The following is a 17,998-nucleotide window of genomic DNA, read 5'->3' as shown; positions in this document are numbered from 1 at the left end:
CCCCCCCCCCCCCCCCCCCTCCCCCCCCCCCCCCCCCCCCCCCCCCCCGATCCCGGGAGCCGGGCGGGTGGCGCTCAGCCCTGCGCGGCCCACCACTCCTTGAGTGCGGCCACGGCGGCCTCCTCACCCAGCGGGCCGTTCTCCAGACGCAGCTCCAGCAGGTGGTTGTACGCCTTGCCGACCTCGGGCCCCGGAGGGATGCCCAGGATCTCCATGATCCGGTTGCCGTCCAGGTCCGGACGGATCGCGTCCAGCTCCTCCTGCTCCTTCAGCTGCGCGATCCGCTCCTCGAGTCCGTCGTAGGTGCGCGCCAGGGCGGCCGCCTTGCGCTTGTTGCGGGTCGTGCAGTCGGAGCGGGTCAGCTTGTGCAGCCGGTCGAGCAGCGGTCCGGCATCGCGCACATAGCGGCGGACGGCGGAGTCGGTCCACTCCCCGGAACCGTAGCCGTGGAAGCGCAGGTGCAGCTCGACCAGCCGCGCGACGTCCTTGACGATGTCGTTGGGGTACTTCAGCTTGGTCAGTCGCCCCTTGGCCATCTTGGCGCCGACCACCTCGTGGTGGTGGAAGGAGACGCGCCCGTCCGACTCGAAGCGCCTGGTGCGCGGCTTGCCGATGTCGTGCAGCAGGGCCGCGAGCCGCAGCACCAGGTCCGGCCCCTCGGTCTCCAACGCCATCGCCTGGTCCAGGACGGTCAGCGTGTGGTCGTAGACGTCCTTGTGGCGGTGGTGCTCGTCACGCTCCAGGCGCAGCGCCGGCAGTTCCGGCAGCACCCGTGCGGCCAGGCCGGTCTCCACGAGCAACTGCAGGCCCTTGCGGGGGTGGTCGGAGAGGATCAGCTTGTTGAGCTCGTCCCGGACACGCTCCGCGGAGACGATCTCGATGCGGTCGGCCATCTCCGTCATCGCCGTCACGACCTCGGGAGCCACCTCGAAGTCCAGCTGGGCGGCGAAGCGCGCGGCACGCATCATGCGCAGCGGATCGTCGGAAAAGGACTCCTCGGGGGTGCCGGGGGTGCGCAGGATCCGCTGGGCGAGGTCACCGAGCCCGCTGTAGGGGTCGACGAACTCCACCTCCGGCAGCGCGACGGCCATCGCGTTGACGGTGAAGTCCCGGCGGACCAGGTCCTCCTCGATCGTCTCCCCGTAGGAGACCTCCGGCTTGCGCGAGGTCCGGTCGTAGGCCTCGGAGCGGTAGGTGGTCACCTCGATCTGGTAGCCGTCCCTGCGGCATCCGACCGTCCCGAAGGCGATGCCCACCTCCCAGACGGCATCCGCCCACCCGCGAATGATCTTCAGGACCTGGTCGGGACGGGCGTCGGTGGTGAAGTCGAGGTCGTTGCCGAGCCTGCCGAGCAGGGTGTCGCGGACCGAGCCGCCGACGAGGGCAAGCCGGAATCCGGCGTCCTTGAAGCGGCGACCGAGCTCCTCGGCCACCGGCGCGATCACGGGCGCGGTCTTCAGGGTCTGGTGGGCGTTGTTGGCATTCGGCACAACAGAAAAGGGTACGTGCCCATGCGCCCCGCGGCGGACCGGTTTACCGGCCCTCACGATCACGTCGACGCCTCCGCACCCCGGACTGTATCGATCTTGTGGCCCACTCGCCGCACTTTGGGTCATCGAGCATCGTTACCATTCCAGGACGCAGATCCGATGACGACGAGGGACGGCCAGCGCGTGGGCGAGGCGGCACAGCACCCCGGAGGAACTCCGGCCCGTTCGAGGCTGCGCCGAGCCACGGCGCTGCTCATGGGCGCCGCCTTGTTCGCCGGACTGGCCCAGGCCCGAACGGCTCCCGCGGCCTACGCGGCCACCTCCGACGGCCGGACCGTGGACGTGTCGGTGCACTCGCTGTCCCCCGCCGCCCCGGACAAGGGCGACACCCTCACGGTGACCGGTACCGTCACCAACACCAGCAAGCACACCGTCAGCGGGGCCCACGTCGGCGTCGAGATCGCCCCCGAGGGCCCGCTGGACCACCGCAGCGCCGTGAGCGGCGTGTCGGCCGCCGCGCCCCACACCCTGGCCGACGGCGCCGAGATCTCCGGGCACACGGTGCCGGTCGACGACCTGCCGGCCGGCATCAGCCGAAGTTTCACCCTGAAGGTGCCGGTCAAGGACCTCCACCTGGGCCGGGACGGCGTCTACCAGCTCGGCGTCTCCCTGACCGGCCAGACCATGAACCGCGGCTACGACGAGTACCTCGGCATCAAGCGGACCTTCCTGCCCTGGTATCCGGACAAGGACGCCAAGCCGACCCGCTTCACCTTCCTGTGGCCGCTGATCGACCGCCCGCACCTCACCGTGCACAGCGAGAGCGACGACCAGCAGAGCCCCATCTTCCTCGACGACGACCTCGCCGCGGACCTGGCGCCCGGTGGCCGACTGCAGCAGATGGTGGCCCTCGGCCGCGATCTGCCCGTCACCTGGGTCATCGACCCGGACCTGCTCGCCACCGTCGACGCGATGACGCGCCGCTACCAGGTCGCGGGACCCGGCCGTGATCTCGAACACACCACGGCCGGCACCGGCACCGAGAACGCCAAGCGCTGGCTGAACAGCCTCAAGGAGGCCGTGGTCGGCAAGGAGGTCGTCGCGCTGCCCTTCGCCGACCCGGACATCGCCTCCATCGCGCACCACGGGAAGAACGTCCCCGGCACCCTGAACCACCTCAAGACCGCCACGGAACTCGCCACCGCCACGGTCGAACCCATCCTCGGCGTGACCCCCGACACGGATGCCTCCTGGCCCGTGGAGGGCGCCGTCGACCGCTCCATCGTGGACGTGGCGACCTCGGCGGGAGCCGACAAGGTCATCGCCCGCAGCGACAGCCTCGGCGAGTCCCGCGGCCTCCTCTACACCCCCACCGCCGCGCGGCCCATCGGCGGGGGCACCACGGCGGTCGTCGCCGATGCCGGGCTCTCCAAGGCCTTCCAGGGCGACATGACACGCGCCGGGTCCGCGGCCCTCGCGGTCCAGAAGTATCTGGCGCAGACCCTGATGATCACGATGGAGAGGCCCGACCGGCAGCGCAGCATCGTCGTCGCCCCGCAGCGCCTGCCCAAGACGTCACAGGCCCAGGCCATGGCCCAGGCGATCACGGAGGTCACCGGCAGCGGCTGGGCCGAGACCGCGGACTTCGCCGCGGCGGCGAAGGCCACTCCCGATCCCAAGGCCAACCGCACCGTGCCCCGCGCCGCCTCCTACCCCAAGCACCTGCGCAAGCAGGAGCTGAGCACCGCGGACTTCCGCCAGCTCCAGTCGACCCAGGAGCGGCTCGACGACTTCATGGCCCTGCTGAGCCAGCCGGACCGCGTGCGCATCCCCTTCGGCAACGCGCTGATGCGCTCGATGTCCACGCAGTGGCGCGGCTCCCCGCGGGGCTCGGCCGTCTTCCGTATGGCCATCTCCGACTACCTCTCCGACCTGATGAGCCTGGTCTACCTGCTCCCCAAGACCGGGACGCTCACCCTCTCCGGCCGCAGCGGCACCATCCCGGTCACCGTGAAGAACGAGCTCGGCCAGACCGTGCAGGGCCTCGAGCTGCGCCTCATCTCCAGCCAGGGCAACAGCCTCAACCCGGGACTCCCGCAGCCCGTGACCGTGGAGGGCGGCCACACCCGCTCCCTGAAGTTCGAGGGCACCGCGGCCCGCAACGGCCTGAACACGATCACGGCCCAGCTCTACACGCCGGACGGCGCCGCCTACGGCATGCCCATCACCTTCCAGGTGGATGTCACCTCCATCACGTCCACCGTCATGCTGGTGATCGCCGCCGGGCTCCTCCTGCTCGTGCTGGCGGGCGTCCGCATGTACCACCAGCGCAAGCGCCGCGCGGCCGCCGTGGAGGAGGACGGCGACGCCGAGCCGTCCGAGGACGGTGCGGAACCCTCCGGCGACGGGGACGACGGCGCGGACGGGGACGACGCCGCCGAGGGCACCATGGGTGACCAGGACGAGGTCCGGGACGAGCAGGCGGGTGACCTGGCGCCGGACACCTCCCCCGAAAGTACGGACCCGTCCGGGACGGGTGAGAAGGTGGACCGATAGCCAGCGAGCCAGTGGCCGATGAGGTGGGGCAGAGATGAACGCACCGTACGACGGCGAGCGCGAACGGGACGCCGGGGAGCGGTTCCCCGGCCAGCCCGGGCAGCAGGCTGCCGCGCCCGACCCGTACCTGCAGGACACCTACGCCCGCGATCCGTACCAGCGGCAGGATCCGACCATGCAGGACCCGGTGGGCGAGGCGCTCTACGACCGCACCGCGCACCCGCCGCAGCCGCCGGCCCAGCCGCATGCCTACGGTCCGCCGTACGCCCACCAGGAGCCGTACCGCATGCCGTACGCCGACGACGCCGGCACCCGGTACGTCGGCGTCGACGAGCTGGTCTCCCACGCGCCGAACGATGACGGGACGCCGGCGCGGCCGGACGAGTACGCCCACCTCTTCCGCGACGAACCGGCGCAGACGGTCACCGCGGAGCCCGAGCCCCCGGCGGTGCCCGTGGCCGGGAAGTCCGGCGGGCGGGCCGGCGGCATCCTCAAGTCCAGCGCCCTCATGGCGGCCGGCACCCTCGTGTCCCGGGTCACCGGCTTCCTGCGCACTCTGGTCATGGCCGCCGCGATCGGCGTCGGCACGCTGAACGACGGCTACCAGGTCGCCAACACCCTGCCCACGATGATCTACATCCTGGTCGGCGGCGGCGCCCTCAACGCGGTCTTCATCCCGCAGCTCGTCCGTGCCATGAAGAACGACGAGGACGGGGGCGAGGCGTACGCCAACCGCCTGCTCACCCTGGTCGTCGTCGGCCTGGCGGCCGTCACCGCCGTCTGTGTGGTCGCCGCACCGGTCTTCATCCGGGTGATGTCACCGAGCATGGCCTCCGACCCGGTCAGATTCGAGGTCGCGGTCGCCTTCGCCCGCTACTGCATCCCCACCATGTTCTTCATGGGTGTGCACGTCGTGCTCGGGCAGATCCTCAACGCCCGCGGCCGCTTCGGCGCGATGATGTGGACCCCGGTGCTCAACAACATCGTCATCATCGCCACCTTCGGCGCCTTCATCTGGGCCTTCGGCTCCTTCACCGACACCCATGTCTCCTCCGGGACCATCACGCCCGACGGCGTCCGGCTGCTGGGCCTGGGCACCCTGCTGGGCCTGACGGTGCAGGCCCTGGCCATGCTCCCTTACCTGCGCGACGCGGGCTTCCGGATCCGCCCGCGCTTCGACTGGCGCGGCCACGGGCTCGGCCACGCGGCGAAGCTGGCCAAGTGGACGTTCTTCTTCGTCCTCGCCAACCAGGTCGGCATGATCGTCCTCACCCAGTTCGCCACGGCGGCGGGTGCGGCGGCCGAGAAGGCCCACCACGAGGGCGCCGGCATCACCGGCTTCAACTACGCCCTGCTCCTGTGGCAGATGCCGCAGGCCATCATCACCGTCTCCGTGATGACCGCCGTGCTGCCGCGGATCTCCCGCGCCGCGGCCGACGGGGACGCCGCCGCCGTCCGTGACGACCTCTCCTACGGCCTGCGGACCTCGGGTGTGGCCATCGTGCCCGCCGCGTTCGCCTTCCTCGCCCTCGGCCTCCCCATGGCCACCCTGCTCTACAGCAGCTCCGGTTCGGGCGCGCTGAACATCGGCTACATCCTGATGGCCTTCGGCCTCGGACTGATCCCGTTCTCGGTGCAGTACATCGTCCTGCGCGGCTTCTACGCCTACGAGGACACCCGCACCCCCTTCTACAACACGGTGATCGTCGCCGCCTGCAACGCCGTCGCCGCCGCCGTCTGCTACTTCGTGCTGCCCGCCCGCTGGGCCGTGGTCGGCATGGCGGCCGGGTACGGCCTGGCCTACGCCATCGGCGTCGGGGTAGCCGTCAAACGACTGCGCACGCGCCTCGGCGGCGACCTCGACGGCAAGCGCGTGGTCCGCACCTACGCCAGGCTCTTCGGGGCGTGCATCCCCGCCGCGGCGGGCGCCGGCGCCGTCGTCTACGGTGTCTCGCACTCGCTGGGTCACGGCGCTGCCGCATCGTTGCTGTCGCTGGTGCTCGGCGCCACTGTGCTGGGCGGGATCTTCTTCATCGCCGCCAAGCGCATGCGCGTCGAGGAGCTGACGGCCATGGTCGGCATGGTGAGGGGCCGGCTGGGCCGCTGACAGCGCCCACCGCGCAACCTTCGTGGGCCCTCGTTGGTCGTGCATAGCGGTGGACTGTTGGCACAATTGTGCTCGGCTGTGTTGTCAGATCTTGCAACGGATGGGGAGGCAGGAACGACGGTGGCGGAACGGAGCACGGCTGCCGTCGGAGTGGCCAACGAGGGTGGCGACAAGCAGCTCGCCGCCGATGCGGACAGTGCCACGGCCGACGAGGCGACGGACCCGAGCGAAGAGCAGGACACGCCACAGCAGACCATCCCCGAGGAGACAGCACCGACCAAGTCCGAGCCGCCCGAGCTCCACAGCGGCCACAAGCTCGCCGGGCGCTACCGCCTCGAGGAGTGCCTCACCCGTGCCGACGGCTTCAGCAGCTGGAGGGCCGTCGACGAGAAGCTGCGCCGGGCGGTGGGCATCCACATCCTGCCCGCCGCCAACGGCCGGGCCCGTTCCGTGCTGGCGGCGGCCCGCTCGGCGGCCCTCCTCGGCGATCCCCGCTTCGTGCAGGTCCTCGACGCGGTCGAGGAGGACGACCTCGTCTATGTGATCCACGAGTGGCTCCCGGACGCGACGGAACTCACCACCCTGATCACCGCCGACCCGCTGGAGCCGCACGAGGCATACCAGATGGTCACCCAGATCTCCCAGGCCATGGCCGCGGCGCACCGCGAGGGCCTGGCCCATCTGAGCCTCGGACCGGACGCCGTCCTGCGCACCGAGGCGGGTCAGTACCGCATCCGCGGTCTGGCGGTCGCCGCCGCGCTGCGCGGCATCTCCTCCGAGCGCCCGCAGCGCGAGGACACCGAGGCCATCGGGGCCCTGCTGTACGCCTCGCTCACCCAGCGCTGGCCGTACCCGAGAGACGAGCACGGCCTCACCGGTCTCCCCAAGGACGTCGGCCTCGTCTCGCCGGACCAGGTGCGCGCGGGCGTCCACCGCGGGCTGGCGGAGCTCGCCATGCGCGCCCTGGTCAACGACGGAGCAACAGCCTCCCGCGAGCCGGAGCCCTGCGCCACCCCCGAGGAGCTGGCGAGGGCCGTCACCGCCCTGCCCAAGATCCGGCCGCCCGAGCCGTCGATCACGCCCTACTCCCACACCACCTACCAGCAGGGCTCCTACCGTCAGAACCAGCCGGGGCCCGCGTCGGCCGGCGCCGCGTCGGCCCTCCCCGCCACTCCGCCGCCGGCTCTGCCCGGCCGCACCGGCAAGGCCCTCAAGTGGTCCGTCTCGGCCCTGCTCCTCGTCGCTCTCGGCCTCGGCAGCTGGCAGCTCGCGGAAACGCTGATGGACCACGAGAACCAGGCGAAGTCGCAAGGCACCTCGACCACCCACACCACGGGCGGCGACGGCGGCAGCGACAACGGGGGCGCGAACCAGATGACCCTCACGCCGCTGCCCGTCCAGGGCGCGGTCGAGTACGCGCCGTACGGCGGGGCCCAGCACCCCGAGGACGTCGGCGCCACCTACGACGACAAGACGTCCACGTACTGGCGCACGAACAGCTTCACCGACGGCCCCGATTTCGCCCCCTCCGTGAAGAAGGGCGTCGGCATCGCCTACGACCTCGGAGCGGCGAAGAAGCTCGCGCAGGCGTCGATAGACCTTTACTACGGCGGCAACCACACGACGGTCACGCTCTACGCCGCCGATGCGCTGAACACCACGGCCGAGCCGAGCCGTCTGAAGAAGCTGGCCACCCTCACGACCGACGGCAAGGCGGCGAAGCTCTCGCTGAAGACTCCCGTGGAGACGCGGTATGTCGTGGTCTGGCTGACCGCCCTTCCCTATTCACAGGCCGACGGGTACTCGAGGGCCGGCTACAAGCAAGCCATCACCAATGTGAGGTTCGAGGGGCAGTAGCCCCACGGGGAGGGGGATGGTGGCCACGCCAGGTGCGGGCGGGGAGGTCAGCGACGGCGACCTCCTCGCCCGTCATGTCGCCGGGGACCCGCACGCCTTCGGGGAACTCGTCCGCCGGCACCGCGACCGGCTCTGGGCGGTCGCCCTGCGGACCCTGGGGGACCGCGAGGAGGCCGCGGACGCCGTACAGGACGCCCTGGTCTCGGCCTTCCGCTCCGCCCACACCTTCCGCGGACAGTCGGCCGTCACCACCTGGCTGCACCGCATCACCGTGAACGCGTGCCTGGACCGGGCGCGCAAGGCGGCGTCACGCCGTACCGCCGCGGTGCTGGACGAGAGGCAGTTCGAGGACCTGCTCGAACCCCATGAGTCCGCGGCGGCCCCCGCTGAGCGGAGCGAGCTCCACCGGGAACTGCTACGGGCGCTCGCGATGCTTCCCGTGGAGCAGCGGGCCGCTCTGGTCCTGGTCGACATGCAGGGCTATCCCATCGCCGAGGCCGCCGCGGTTCTCGATGTGCCGACGGGGACGGTCAAGAGCAGATGCGCCCGGGGCAGAGCGCGACTGCTGCCACTCCTCTCCCATCTGCGCGACGCGCCGGGGGGTAGTGGTGATCGCGCAGGGGGAAGGAACCGGACGGAGAACGCCTCCGTCCCAGAGACGGAGGCCCGGCCGGGCCACGACTTCACACCGGGCGGAGGTGGACACCCATGACGCCGACCACGGGTACGGACGGGCACCCTGAGGTCGCCGAGCTCTCTGCACTCGCCGAGGGCATCCTTCCGCCCGAGCGCTCGGCCGGCGTCCGCGGTCACATCGCGGCCTGCTCGCTCTGCGCGGACGTCCACGCCTCGCTGGACGAGATCCGCGGGCTGCTGGGCACACTCCCGGGCCCTTCCCGGATGCCTGCCGACATCGCCGGCCGGATCGACGCCGCGCTCGCCGCCGAGGCGCTGCTCGCCTCCAGCGGTGCCGATGTTTCACGTGAAACACGGACCACCGAACCGCTTCCTGTTTCACGCCTTCCTGTTTCACGTGAAACAGCGCCGACGGCGACCGCACGGCCCTCCGGCCGTGGGGCGGCCTCCAGCGGGCCCGGCCGCCCCACCGTCCTCTCCCGCCGGCGCTGGGGAAAGGGGCTTCTTGTCACCGCCTCCCTCGCCGCCGTGATCGGCCTGGGAAGCTTCCTCGCCCAGTCCGGCTGGACCACCGGCGACAGCGCCGACACCACCCAGTCGTCGGCGGCCTCGGAGAAGGTTCCCAGGACTGACACCGACACGCTCGGCATGCAGGTACACGAACTGCTGACAGCCGCCATGGCCCGGCGATCGGAGAGCAAGCCCTCGGCCCAGTCCCCGATGGCCGACATGGACAGCGCCGTGCCCTCCTGTGTCCTGAGGGCCGTCGATCGCCGGGAGCCCCCGATCGCTGTACACCGGGGCAGGTACGAGGGCCTGGACTCCTATCTGGTCGTGTTGCCGCACACGGGCGACTCCGCGCTGGTCGACGCCTACGTCGTGGACGCCTCGTGCACCGGTGTCCGGCCCTACGCCACGGGCACCCTGCTGCGCGAGGAGACATACCCTCGCTAGGCCGCGTCGGCGGGAATGCCCGGCCCGTAGGATCCGTTAGGCGGGATGACAATGGTCCCGCCGCCGAGGCACCCGGCGAGTCGGCACACAGAGACGAGGAAGACACCCGTGAGCGACGTCCGAAACGTGATCATCATCGGTTCCGGGCCGGCGGGATACACAGCCGCGCTCTACACCGCCCGCGCCTCCCTCAAGCCCCTGGTCTTCGAAGGTGCGGTCACGGCCGGCGGTGCCCTCATGAACACGACCGAGGTGGAGAACTTCCCCGGTTTCCGGGACGGCATCATGGGCCCCGATCTCATGGAGAACATGCGGGCCCAGGCCGAGCGCTTCGGTGCCGAGCTCATCCCGGACGACATCGTCGAGGTCAGCCTCGAGGGTGACATCAAGACCGTCACCGACTCCGCGGGAACCGTCCACCGGGCGAAGGCCGTCATCATCGCCACGGGTTCCCAGCACCGCAAGCTCGGCCTCCCCAACGAGGACCAGCTCTCCGGCCGCGGCGTCTCGTGGTGCGCCACCTGCGACGGCTTCTTCTTCAAGGACCACGACATCGCCGTCATCGGCGGTGGTGACACCGCTCTGGAGGAGGCGACCTTCCTCTCGCGCTTCGCCAAGAGCGTGAAGGTGGTCCACCGCCGCGACACCCTGCGCGCCTCCAAGGCCATGCAGGAGCGGGCCTTCGCCGACCCGAAGATCTCGTTCGTCTGGGACAGCGAGGTCGCGGAGATCAACGGCGACGGAAAGCTCTCGGGTCTGATCCTGCGGAACACCAAGACCGGCGACACCTCCGAGCTGCCGGTCACCGGACTGTTCATCGCGATCGGCCACGACCCCCGGACCGAGCTGTTCAAGGGCGTCCTCGACCTGGACGAGGAGGGCTACCTGAAGGTCGAGTCGCCCAGCACCCGTACGAAGATCCCCGGTGTCTTCGCCGCGGGTGACGTCGTGGACCACACCTACCGCCAGGCGATCACCGCCGCGGGCACCGGTTGCTCTGCTGCCCTGGACGCCGAGCGCTACCTCGCCGCGCTGAGCGACATGGACAGCGAGCACACCCGCGAGCCCGAGCAGAGCGCCGCCGCGGTCGTCTGAGACCGCGGCCCGCACAACCGAGTATCCGTCCTATATTCCGAGGAGACAGCCGTGGCCGGCAACACCAAGATCGTGACCGATACGACCTTCGACGAGGAGGTCCTCGCCAGCGACAAGCCCGTTCTCGTCGACTTCTGGGCCGAGTGGTGCGGTCCGTGCCGGCAGATCGCCCCCTCTCTCGAGGCGATCGCCGCGGAGCACGGCGACCAGATCACCATCGTCAAGCTGAACATCGACGAGAACCCGGTCACCGCCGCCAAGTACGGCGTCATGTCGATCCCGATGCTCAACGTCTACAAGGGCGGTGAGGTCGTGAAGACCATCGTCGGTGCCAAGCCCAAGGCCGCCCTCGTGCGCGACCTGGCCGACTTCATCGGCTGAGCACCGCTCGACGGACGAAGGGCCCGCCCCGGTCGGGGCGGGCCCTTCATGCGTTCACAGGGGCCTCAGCGCCGGTTCCTTCTGGACGGCGCCGAGCAGTCGGTCGATCGCCATCTCGACGTCCTCCTTCCAGGAGATCGTCGACCGCAGTTCCAGCCTCAGCCGAGGAAACCGCGGGTGCGGCCGCACGGTCTTGAAACCGACGGCCAGCAGGTGTTCGGCAGGAAGGACGCAGGCGGGCTCCTCCCACCGCGCGTCGCCGAAGGCCTCGATCGCCCGGAACCCACGCCGCACCAGGTCCTTGGCCACTGTCTGCACCAGTACCCGGCCCAGTCCCTGGCCCTGGAAGCCGGGGAGGATCCGGGCGGTCATCAGCTGGACGGCGTCGGGGGAGACGGGGCTCGTGGGGAAAGCCGTCGAGCGGGGCACATAGGCAGGCGGGGCGTAGAGCACGAAGCCCGCGGGGACCTCATCCACATAGACGACCCGGCCGCAGGATCCCCATTCCAGCAGGACCGCGGAGATCCATGCCTCCTTCTCCAACTCCGGCTTGCCGGCCTGGACGGCGGCCTCCCCGCTCACCGGGTCGAGCTCCCAGAAGACGCACGCGCGGCAGCGGTTGGGGAGATCCGGGAGGTTGTCCAGCGTGAGCGGAACGAGCCGACGCCCCATGAGGTCTGACCCTCGTTTCTGTCGTGGACCCAACTGCCGACGAAGCCACCCACCGCGCCCAGTCCGAGCCCCGCTACGAGGAAGGCGGCCGTCTGCCCATCGTGCTTCACTCCACCGCGCCGCACCGATCGCATGAGCGCCTCCCCGGAGGTAGTGCTCCATCCCGTACGCATCGTATCCGCGAGCGGACAAGTCCGACACCGGAGCAACTCCAACGGCCCAGCAAAAAAAGCGGGTCACACCCCGCAAGGGATGCGACCCGCCGAACCACGCGGTCCCTCACCGGGCGGTGAGGGAGCCTGGGCTCACTCCTCCTCGTCGTCGGTCCCCTCCGTGAGGGAGCGCTGGAGGACCTGCCCCTCACCCGGCGCCATCGAGCCCAGGATGCGCTCCAGATCCTCTATCGAGGCGAACTCCACGACGATCTTCCCGCGCTTCTGCCCCAGATCCACCTTCACCCGGGTCTCGAAGCGGTCCGAGAGCCGCAGCGCGAGGTCGGTCAGGGCCGGGGACGTCCGCTTGCCGGCCCGGGGTGCGGACGCCTTCCGCACCGGCTGGGACTCGGAGTTCATCACATGCACGATCTCCTCGACCGCGCGCACCGAGAGCCCTTCGGCCACGATCCGGCTGGCGAGCCGGTCCTGGTCCTCCACATCCTCCAGGGCGAGCAGGGACCGGGCGTGCCCGGCGGAGAGCACACCGGCCGCCACACGCCGCTGTACGGGCGCGGAAAGCTTCAGCAGGCGCAGGGTGTTGGAGACCTGGGAGCGGGAGCGGCCGATCCGGTCGGCCAGCTGCTCGTGGGTGCAGTCGAAATCCTTGAGGAGCTGGTCGTAGGCGGCCGCCTCTTCCAGCGGGTTCAACTGGGCACGGTGGAGGTTCTCCAGCAGCGCGTCCAGCAGGAGCTTCTCGTCCTCGGTGGCCCGGACGATCGCGGGGATGGCCGTCAGGCCTGCCTCCCGGCTCGCCCGCCAGCGCCGCTCGCCCATGATGAGCTCATAGCGCTCCGAGGCGACCTGGCGGACGACGACCGGCTGCAGAAGACCGACCTCCTTGATGGAGGTGATCAGTTCGGCCAGGGCGTCCTCGTCGAAGACGTCACGCGGCTGGCGGGGGTTGGGAACGATCGCGTCCAGCGGCAGCTCCGCGAAGTACGCCCCGGAGACCAGGGCGGGTTCCTGGGCCCCGATGGCTTCCGGTGTTTCACGTGAAACCGGGATCGCGGCGGTCCCCTCGCGTCCCTGCTCCGCGAGGGCCGTCACCTTGGCGGCGGCCACCCCCCGTTCCGGCGCCAGGACAGGCGCGGCGGTCGCCGCCGTCGCCACCGCGGTCGCGGCTGCCGCGTCCGCACCGTTCGGTGCGGCGGGAATCAGCGCGCCGAGACCACGGCCGAGTCCTCTGCGTCGCTCACTCACTGGATCCCCTCCGACGTGTTCTGCTCGGTGAACTCTTGGGCGCGTCCCAGGCCGCGCAGGGCCATCTCACGTGCTGCCTCGAGATAGGACAGCGCTCCGCTCGAACCCGGATCGTAGGTCAGTACGGTCTGGCCGTAGCTGGGGGCCTCGGAGATGCGGACCGAGCGCGGGATGCTCGTGCGCAGCACCTCCTTGCCGAAGTGGGTGCGGACTTCCTCGGCGACCTGTGAGGCGAGCCGGGTCCGGCCGTCGTACATGGTCAGCAGGATGGTGGAGACATGGAGCTTGGGATTCAGATGACCCCGCACCAGCTCCACGTTGCGAAGCAACTGACCCAGGCCCTCCAGGGCGTAGTACTCGCACTGGATGGGGATGAGGACCTCGGCACCGGCCACCAGGGCGTTGACGGTCAGCAGACCGAGCGAGGGCGGGCAGTCGATGAGGATGTAGTCCAGTGGCTGCTCATAGGACTCGATGGCCCGCTGCAGCCGGCTCTCCCGGGCCACCAGCGAGACCAGCTCGATCTCGGCGCCGGCCAGGTCGATGGTGGCCGGAGCACAGAAGAGGCCCTCCACATCCGGCACCGGCTGGACGACGTCGGAGAGCGGCTTGCTCTCCACCAGCACGTCGTAGATGGAGGGGACCTCGGCGTGGTGGTCGATACCGAGGGCCGTGGAGGCGTTGCCCTGAGGGTCGAGGTCGACCACCAGCACCCGGGCCCCGTGCAGCGCCAGGGAGGCGGCCATGTTGACCGTGGTGGTGGTCTTGCCCACCCCGCCCTTCTGGTTGGCGACCACGATCACACGGGTCTGAGGTGGCCGGGGGAGTCCTTCACCGGCCCGCCCCAGTGCCTGCACGGCCAGTTGGGCAGCACGGCCGATAGGGGTGTCGTCCATCGGGGGTGGTGTTTCACGTGAAACATCATTCCCGAACGGCTCGGTACGGGGACCGGGGACCGGATCGGCCATCGGTCCCGCGATGTTGGCGTCGGACCGCAAGGATTCACTCTCCTCGACTACAAGCTCGCAATGGACAGAGCCTGCCATGCTTTCGGGGTCGCGAACCAGTGAGGGCCGTTCTTCTGTGGATGAATCCACCGGTTGAGTCATGGATGGGGTCATCTCGTCGGCCCGATGAGAGAGCGATTCGGCCGCGGCACGGGCGCGACCGAGGATTCCTGGGAGCAGAGAGCGCCGTTTCACGTGAAACACGATGCGCAGCGCCGCGACCGTTTCCTATCCGACACTCCGGGTCATGGGTGCATGGCCGTTGGTATGGAGCACACGGCCTCGGCATGGTCAGTGCTGGCGCCGGCGACTCGCACGGGCCGCCTTGGCCCTCCGGGTGGCCGCACGCACGCCGCCGGGGCTCTCCCCCGCGAGTACCCGGACCACGGTCGAGAGCGGATCCACAATCCCCTCGCCGACCTGGACCACGGAGGTCTCCACGGCACCGAGGCGGCTCAGAGCGGCACGCGCAGCCTTGATCTCCTCCTCGGCGGTGTCGCCCTTGAGGACGGCCATCTCACCGTGCGGGCGCAGCAGGGGAAGCCCCCAGCCGGCGAGGCGGTCCAGCGGGGCCACGGCTCGCGCGGTCACCACGTCCACCGGCGGCACCTTGCCGACCATCTCCTCGGCCCGGCCACGCACCACTGAGACGTTGGACAGCCCCAGCAACCGCACGGCCTCCTCGAGGAACGTGGTCCTGCGCAGCAGAGGTTCCAGCAAGGTGATCTCGAGGTCCGGCCGGGTCAACGCCAACGGGATGCCCGGGAGCCCCGCGCCCGAGCCCACATCGCACACCGAGACGCCCTGGGGGATCACCTCGGCGAGCACGGCGCAGTTCAGCAGATGGCGCTCCCACAGCCGGGGCACCTCCCGCGGACCGATCAGCCCTCGGCGTACACCCGCGTCGGCCAGCAGTTCCGCGTACCGCACCGCGTCCGCGAAGCGCTCTCCGAACACCTCACGTGCCGCTTCCGGCGCCGGGGGAAGCTCCGCCGCTGCCTCCGTCACGAGAGAACCATCCTTCCGTTGTTACGGGCCTTCACCAGGCTGACAAGGGTCGGCCCCGCCTGCGAACAGACGGGGCCGAGTGAGTACCGCTGCGACCGGGAGGTCAGGAAGCCGGAAGGACGACCACCCGGCGCTCGGGTTCCTCGCCCTCGGACTCGCTGCGCAGACCCGCTGCGGCCACGGCGTCGTGCACGACCTTGCGCTCGAAGGGCGTCATCGGCTTCAGCTTGACCGGCTGGCCGGTGCCCCTGACCTCCTCGGCGGCCTTCTCGCCCAGTTCGGTCAGCTCGGCCCGCTTGCGGGCCCGGAAGCCGGCGATGTCCAGCATCAGCCGGCTGCGGTCGCCGGTCTCCCGGTGGACCGCGAGCCGGGTCAGCTCCTGGAGCGCCTCCAGCACCTCGCCGTCCCGGCCGACGAGCTTGCTCAGGTCACGGCTGGACGAGTCGCCCACGATGGAGACCGAAGCACGGTCGCCCTCGACGTCCATGTCGATGTCACCGTCGAGGTCGGCGATGTCCAGCAGCCCCTCGAGGTAGTCGGCCGCGATCTCGCCCTCCTGCTCGAGGCGGGTGAGCGCGTCGGTGGTGTTGCCGTCCGTCACGGCAGGACTCCTCTACTACTTCTTCTTCGACAGGTTCGGCTTGTCCGCGCCGCTGCTCGGCTTGGCCTTCGTTCCCGCGGCCGCCGTACTGCTCGGCTTGGCCTTCGTTCCCGCGGCCGCCGTGCTGCCCGGCTTCGTCCTGGTGGCGCCGGCGCCGGCCGACGTCGCCGCCGGACCGCCCGTCTGGCGCTGCGACTTGGACTGGCGCTTGGGCTGGGTGCGCTTCACCGGCGCCATGTCCTGCGGCTCCTTGCCGGCGGCGGGCTCGTCCTTCAGCTTGCCCTTGGCCTTCAGGCGCTCCTGGCGCTGCTTGAAGGCAAGGCTGCCGGGAGTCGGGTTCCGGCGGATCACGAACATCTGCTGACCCATGGTCCACACGTTGGTGGTCAGCCAGTAGACGAGGACACCGACGGGGAAGTTGATGCCGAAGACGGCGAACATGATCGGGAAGACGTACATCAGCATCTTCTGCTGCTGCATGAAGGGCGTCTTCACCGTCATGTCGACGTTCTTCGTCATCAGCTGGCGCTGCGTGTAGAACTGCGAGGCCGACATCAGGACGATCATGATGACGGTGACCACGCGGACGTCGGTGACGGAGGCACCGAGCTCGGTGAGCTTCGCGGCGCTGTCGGTGAACTTCGCGGCGAGCGGGGCACCGAAGATGTGGGCCTTCTGCGCGCTGTTGACCAGGTCCTGCCCCATCACGCCGACCTGCTTGCCCTGCGCGATGTAGCTCAGCACGTGGTACAGCGAGAAGAAGAAGGGGGACTGCGCCAGGATCGGAAGGCACGAGGAGAGCGGGTTGGTGCCCGTCTCCTTGTACAGCTTCATCATCTCTTCGGACTGGCGCTGCCGGTCGTTCTTGTAGCGCTCCTGGATCGCCTTCATCTTGGGCTGGAGCGCCTGCATGTTCCGGGTCGACTTGATCTGCTTCACGAAGAGCGGGATCAGGCAGATCCGGATCAGGACCACCAGGGAGACGATCGACAGGCCCCAGGCCAGGCCGCCGTCCTTGTCAAAGACAAGGCTGTACAGCGAGTGGAACTGGACAATGATCCACGAAACGGCATCGTAGAGGGGGTTCAAGATCCCCACGGTCAGGCTCCTTGGGCATGAGGCGTCTCGACGGGCTCGGGAGTAACGGACCCGCCCGGCGCGTCACCCCTGAGGGCTTCGCGCAGGCGAGCGTGCCACGGGGGTCGCTTCCGCGGCGGGACATGGTCCACACCGCCCAGCGACCACGGGTTGCAACGCAGGATCCGCCACGCGGTCAGGGCAGTGCCCTTGATCGCGCCGTGCCGATCGATCGCCGTATACCCGTAGTGCGAGCACGAGGGGTAGTACTTGCAGACCGGACCGAGCAACGGGCTGATGGTCCACTGGTAGATCTTGATCAAGGCCAGCAACGGGTACTTCATAGCGCTACCCCCAGGAGCCTCCCGAGGGCGGCATCCAGGTCTCGGGCCAGCTGTGAATGGTCTGCGTCACCCGCACCGGGCAGCGCTCGTACGACTACCAGGCTACCGGGGGGCAGCACGGACAGACGTTCGCGGACCAGGTGACGAAGCCGACGCTTGACCAGGTTCCGGGTCACCGCACCGCCGACGGCCTTGCTCACGACGAAACCCGCACGCGCCGGAGGGGCACTCCCCCCCGCTGCGTGCGGGTCCCTGGTGTCACTGTCGGTGCGCAGGTGGACGACCAGGAGCGGCCGTCCGGCCCGGCGTCCTCGACGTACCGCGGTCGCGAAGTCCTGGCGCCGCCTCAGCCGATGCTCGGTGGGCAGCACGACTACACCTCGCGCTTCGGTGCGATCAGGCGGACAGGCGGGCGCGGCCCTTGCTGCGGCGGGACGCGAGAATGGCGCGGCCGGCACGCGTACGCATACGCAGCCGGAAGCCGTGGGTCTTGGCGCGACGACGGTTGTTCGGCTGGAAGGTGCGCTTGCTCACTCGGGGGCTCCAGGATGAATCGTGTGTTGGCGGGGCGTCGCCTGGCTGTCACCGTGCGCCCACGAGGAACCTCGCGGAACATCCAGGTGTGCACCGCTTGACGATCACCTTGGTGATCCTCGCCCATCGGTAGGCAGGCGGCAGCAGCCATCGACAACTCGACCTCGCTACGGTACGCGGGGCCGCGGCATCAGGTCAAACCAGCCTCGGCGACGGCCGCGCGCTCCGTCGGGCCGGAGGTGGTTTTGCACACCCTGTGGACAA

General features: G+C 69.9%; 17 protein-coding genes. 7 read left to right on the top strand and 10 right to left on the bottom strand.

The features are described 5' to 3' along the window. Window positions 1-74 precede the first annotated feature (74 nt). Window positions 75-1,490: a CCA tRNA nucleotidyltransferase gene (locus tag ACRWND_RS02930; RefSeq protein ID WP_431945497.1), complete on the bottom strand. Its 1,416-nt coding sequence runs from the start codon at window positions 1,488-1,490 to the stop codon at window positions 75-77. Window positions 1,491-1,649: 159 nt separating this feature from the next. On the opposite strand from ACRWND_RS02930, the gene ACRWND_RS02925 reads away from it, so the two are divergent. The 7 genes from ACRWND_RS02925 (at window position 1,650) to trxA (ending at window position 11,076) form a co-directional block, all read left to right on the top strand. Beyond that, the gene (locus ACRWND_RS02925) at window positions 1,650-4,046 is read left to right on the top strand and encodes a DUF6049 family protein (protein ID WP_431945495.1); all 2,397 of its coding nucleotides are present in this window, start codon (window positions 1,650-1,652) and stop codon (window positions 4,044-4,046) included. A 34-nt stretch (window positions 4,047-4,080) separates the two neighbouring features. Beyond that, window positions 4,081-6,153 carry a murein biosynthesis integral membrane protein MurJ gene (gene murJ, locus ACRWND_RS02920; protein WP_431945493.1) on the top strand — a complete coding sequence of 691 codons (2,073 nt, stop codon included), beginning with the start codon at window positions 4,081-4,083 and terminating at the stop codon, window positions 6,151-6,153. Window positions 6,154-6,273: 120 nt separating this feature from the next. Further along, window positions 6,274-8,010, top strand: a complete 1,737-nt coding sequence (locus tag ACRWND_RS02915; RefSeq protein WP_431945491.1) for a protein kinase family protein — start codon at window positions 6,274-6,276, stop codon at window positions 8,008-8,010. A 16-nt stretch (window positions 8,011-8,026) separates the two neighbouring features. After that, the gene (sigM, locus tag ACRWND_RS02910) at window positions 8,027-8,722 is read left to right on the top strand and encodes an RNA polymerase sigma factor SigM (protein WP_431945489.1); all 696 of its coding nucleotides are present in this window, start codon (window positions 8,027-8,029) and stop codon (window positions 8,720-8,722) included. Further along, a complete protein-coding gene (locus ACRWND_RS02905; RefSeq protein ID WP_431945488.1) occupies window positions 8,719-9,600 on the top strand; it encodes a hypothetical protein in 882 nt (293 codons plus the stop codon). Before sigM ends, ACRWND_RS02905 begins: the two co-directional genes overlap by 4 nt. Window positions 9,601-9,708: 108 nt before the next feature. Next, window positions 9,709-10,695: a thioredoxin-disulfide reductase gene (gene trxB, locus ACRWND_RS02900; protein WP_431945486.1), complete on the top strand. Its 987-nt coding sequence runs from the start codon at window positions 9,709-9,711 to the stop codon at window positions 10,693-10,695. 51 nt (window positions 10,696-10,746) lie between these two features. Continuing rightward, window positions 10,747-11,076, top strand: a complete 330-nt coding sequence (trxA, locus tag ACRWND_RS02895) for a thioredoxin (protein WP_431945484.1) — start codon at window positions 10,747-10,749, stop codon at window positions 11,074-11,076. Window positions 11,077-11,130: 54 nt separating this feature from the next. Here trxA and ACRWND_RS02890 read toward each other — a convergent pair whose 3' ends face one another. From ACRWND_RS02890 to rpmH, 9 genes are all read right to left on the bottom strand, one after another. Further along, window positions 11,131-11,748, bottom strand: coding sequence for a GNAT family N-acetyltransferase (locus ACRWND_RS02890; RefSeq protein ID WP_431945482.1), 618 nt, complete (start codon window positions 11,746-11,748; stop codon window positions 11,131-11,133). A gap of 305 nt (window positions 11,749-12,053) precedes the next feature. Then, on the bottom strand, window positions 12,054-13,163 hold the full coding sequence (locus tag ACRWND_RS02885; RefSeq protein WP_431945480.1) for a ParB/RepB/Spo0J family partition protein: 1,110 nt from the start codon (window positions 13,161-13,163) through the stop codon (window positions 12,054-12,056). Continuing rightward, window positions 13,160-14,209 carry a ParA family protein gene (locus ACRWND_RS02880; protein ID WP_431945478.1) on the bottom strand — a complete coding sequence of 350 codons (1,050 nt, stop codon included), beginning with the start codon at window positions 14,207-14,209 and terminating at the stop codon, window positions 13,160-13,162. The genes ACRWND_RS02885 and ACRWND_RS02880 overlap by 4 nt, the downstream gene beginning before the upstream one ends. 252 nt (window positions 14,210-14,461) lie before the next feature. Further along, window positions 14,462-15,178: a 16S rRNA (guanine(527)-N(7))-methyltransferase RsmG gene (gene rsmG / locus ACRWND_RS02875; RefSeq protein WP_431945476.1), complete on the bottom strand. Its 717-nt coding sequence runs from the start codon at window positions 15,176-15,178 to the stop codon at window positions 14,462-14,464. A gap of 103 nt (window positions 15,179-15,281) precedes the next feature. After that, window positions 15,282-15,779: a protein jag gene (locus tag ACRWND_RS02870; protein WP_431945474.1), complete on the bottom strand. Its 498-nt coding sequence runs from the start codon at window positions 15,777-15,779 to the stop codon at window positions 15,282-15,284. Between the two features lie 15 nt (window positions 15,780-15,794). Next, a complete protein-coding gene (gene yidC / locus ACRWND_RS02865) occupies window positions 15,795-16,877 on the bottom strand; it encodes a membrane protein insertase YidC (protein WP_431945472.1) in 1,083 nt (360 codons plus the stop codon). Between the two features lie 2 nt (window positions 16,878-16,879). Next, window positions 16,880-17,200 (bottom strand): membrane protein insertion efficiency factor YidD, encoded by a 321-nt coding sequence (gene yidD, locus ACRWND_RS02860; RefSeq protein ID WP_037731476.1) that lies wholly within the window; start codon window positions 17,198-17,200, stop codon window positions 16,880-16,882. Beyond that, on the bottom strand, window positions 17,197-17,571 hold the full coding sequence (rnpA, locus tag ACRWND_RS02855) for a ribonuclease P protein component (protein WP_431945470.1): 375 nt from the start codon (window positions 17,569-17,571) through the stop codon (window positions 17,197-17,199). Before rnpA ends, yidD begins: the two co-directional genes overlap by 4 nt. Before the next feature lie 25 nt (window positions 17,572-17,596). Continuing rightward, window positions 17,597-17,734: a 50S ribosomal protein L34 gene (gene rpmH, locus ACRWND_RS02850; protein WP_003956500.1), complete on the bottom strand. Its 138-nt coding sequence runs from the start codon at window positions 17,732-17,734 to the stop codon at window positions 17,597-17,599. Between the last annotated feature and the right edge of the window lie 264 nt (window positions 17,735-17,998).

This window comes from Actinacidiphila sp. bgisy167, assembly GCF_965342175.1.
Lineage (GTDB): Bacteria > Actinomycetota > Actinomycetes > Streptomycetales > Streptomycetaceae > Actinacidiphila.
The sequence above is the reverse complement of the archived record's forward strand: the minus strand, read 5'-3'. Positions and strand labels throughout refer to the sequence as shown.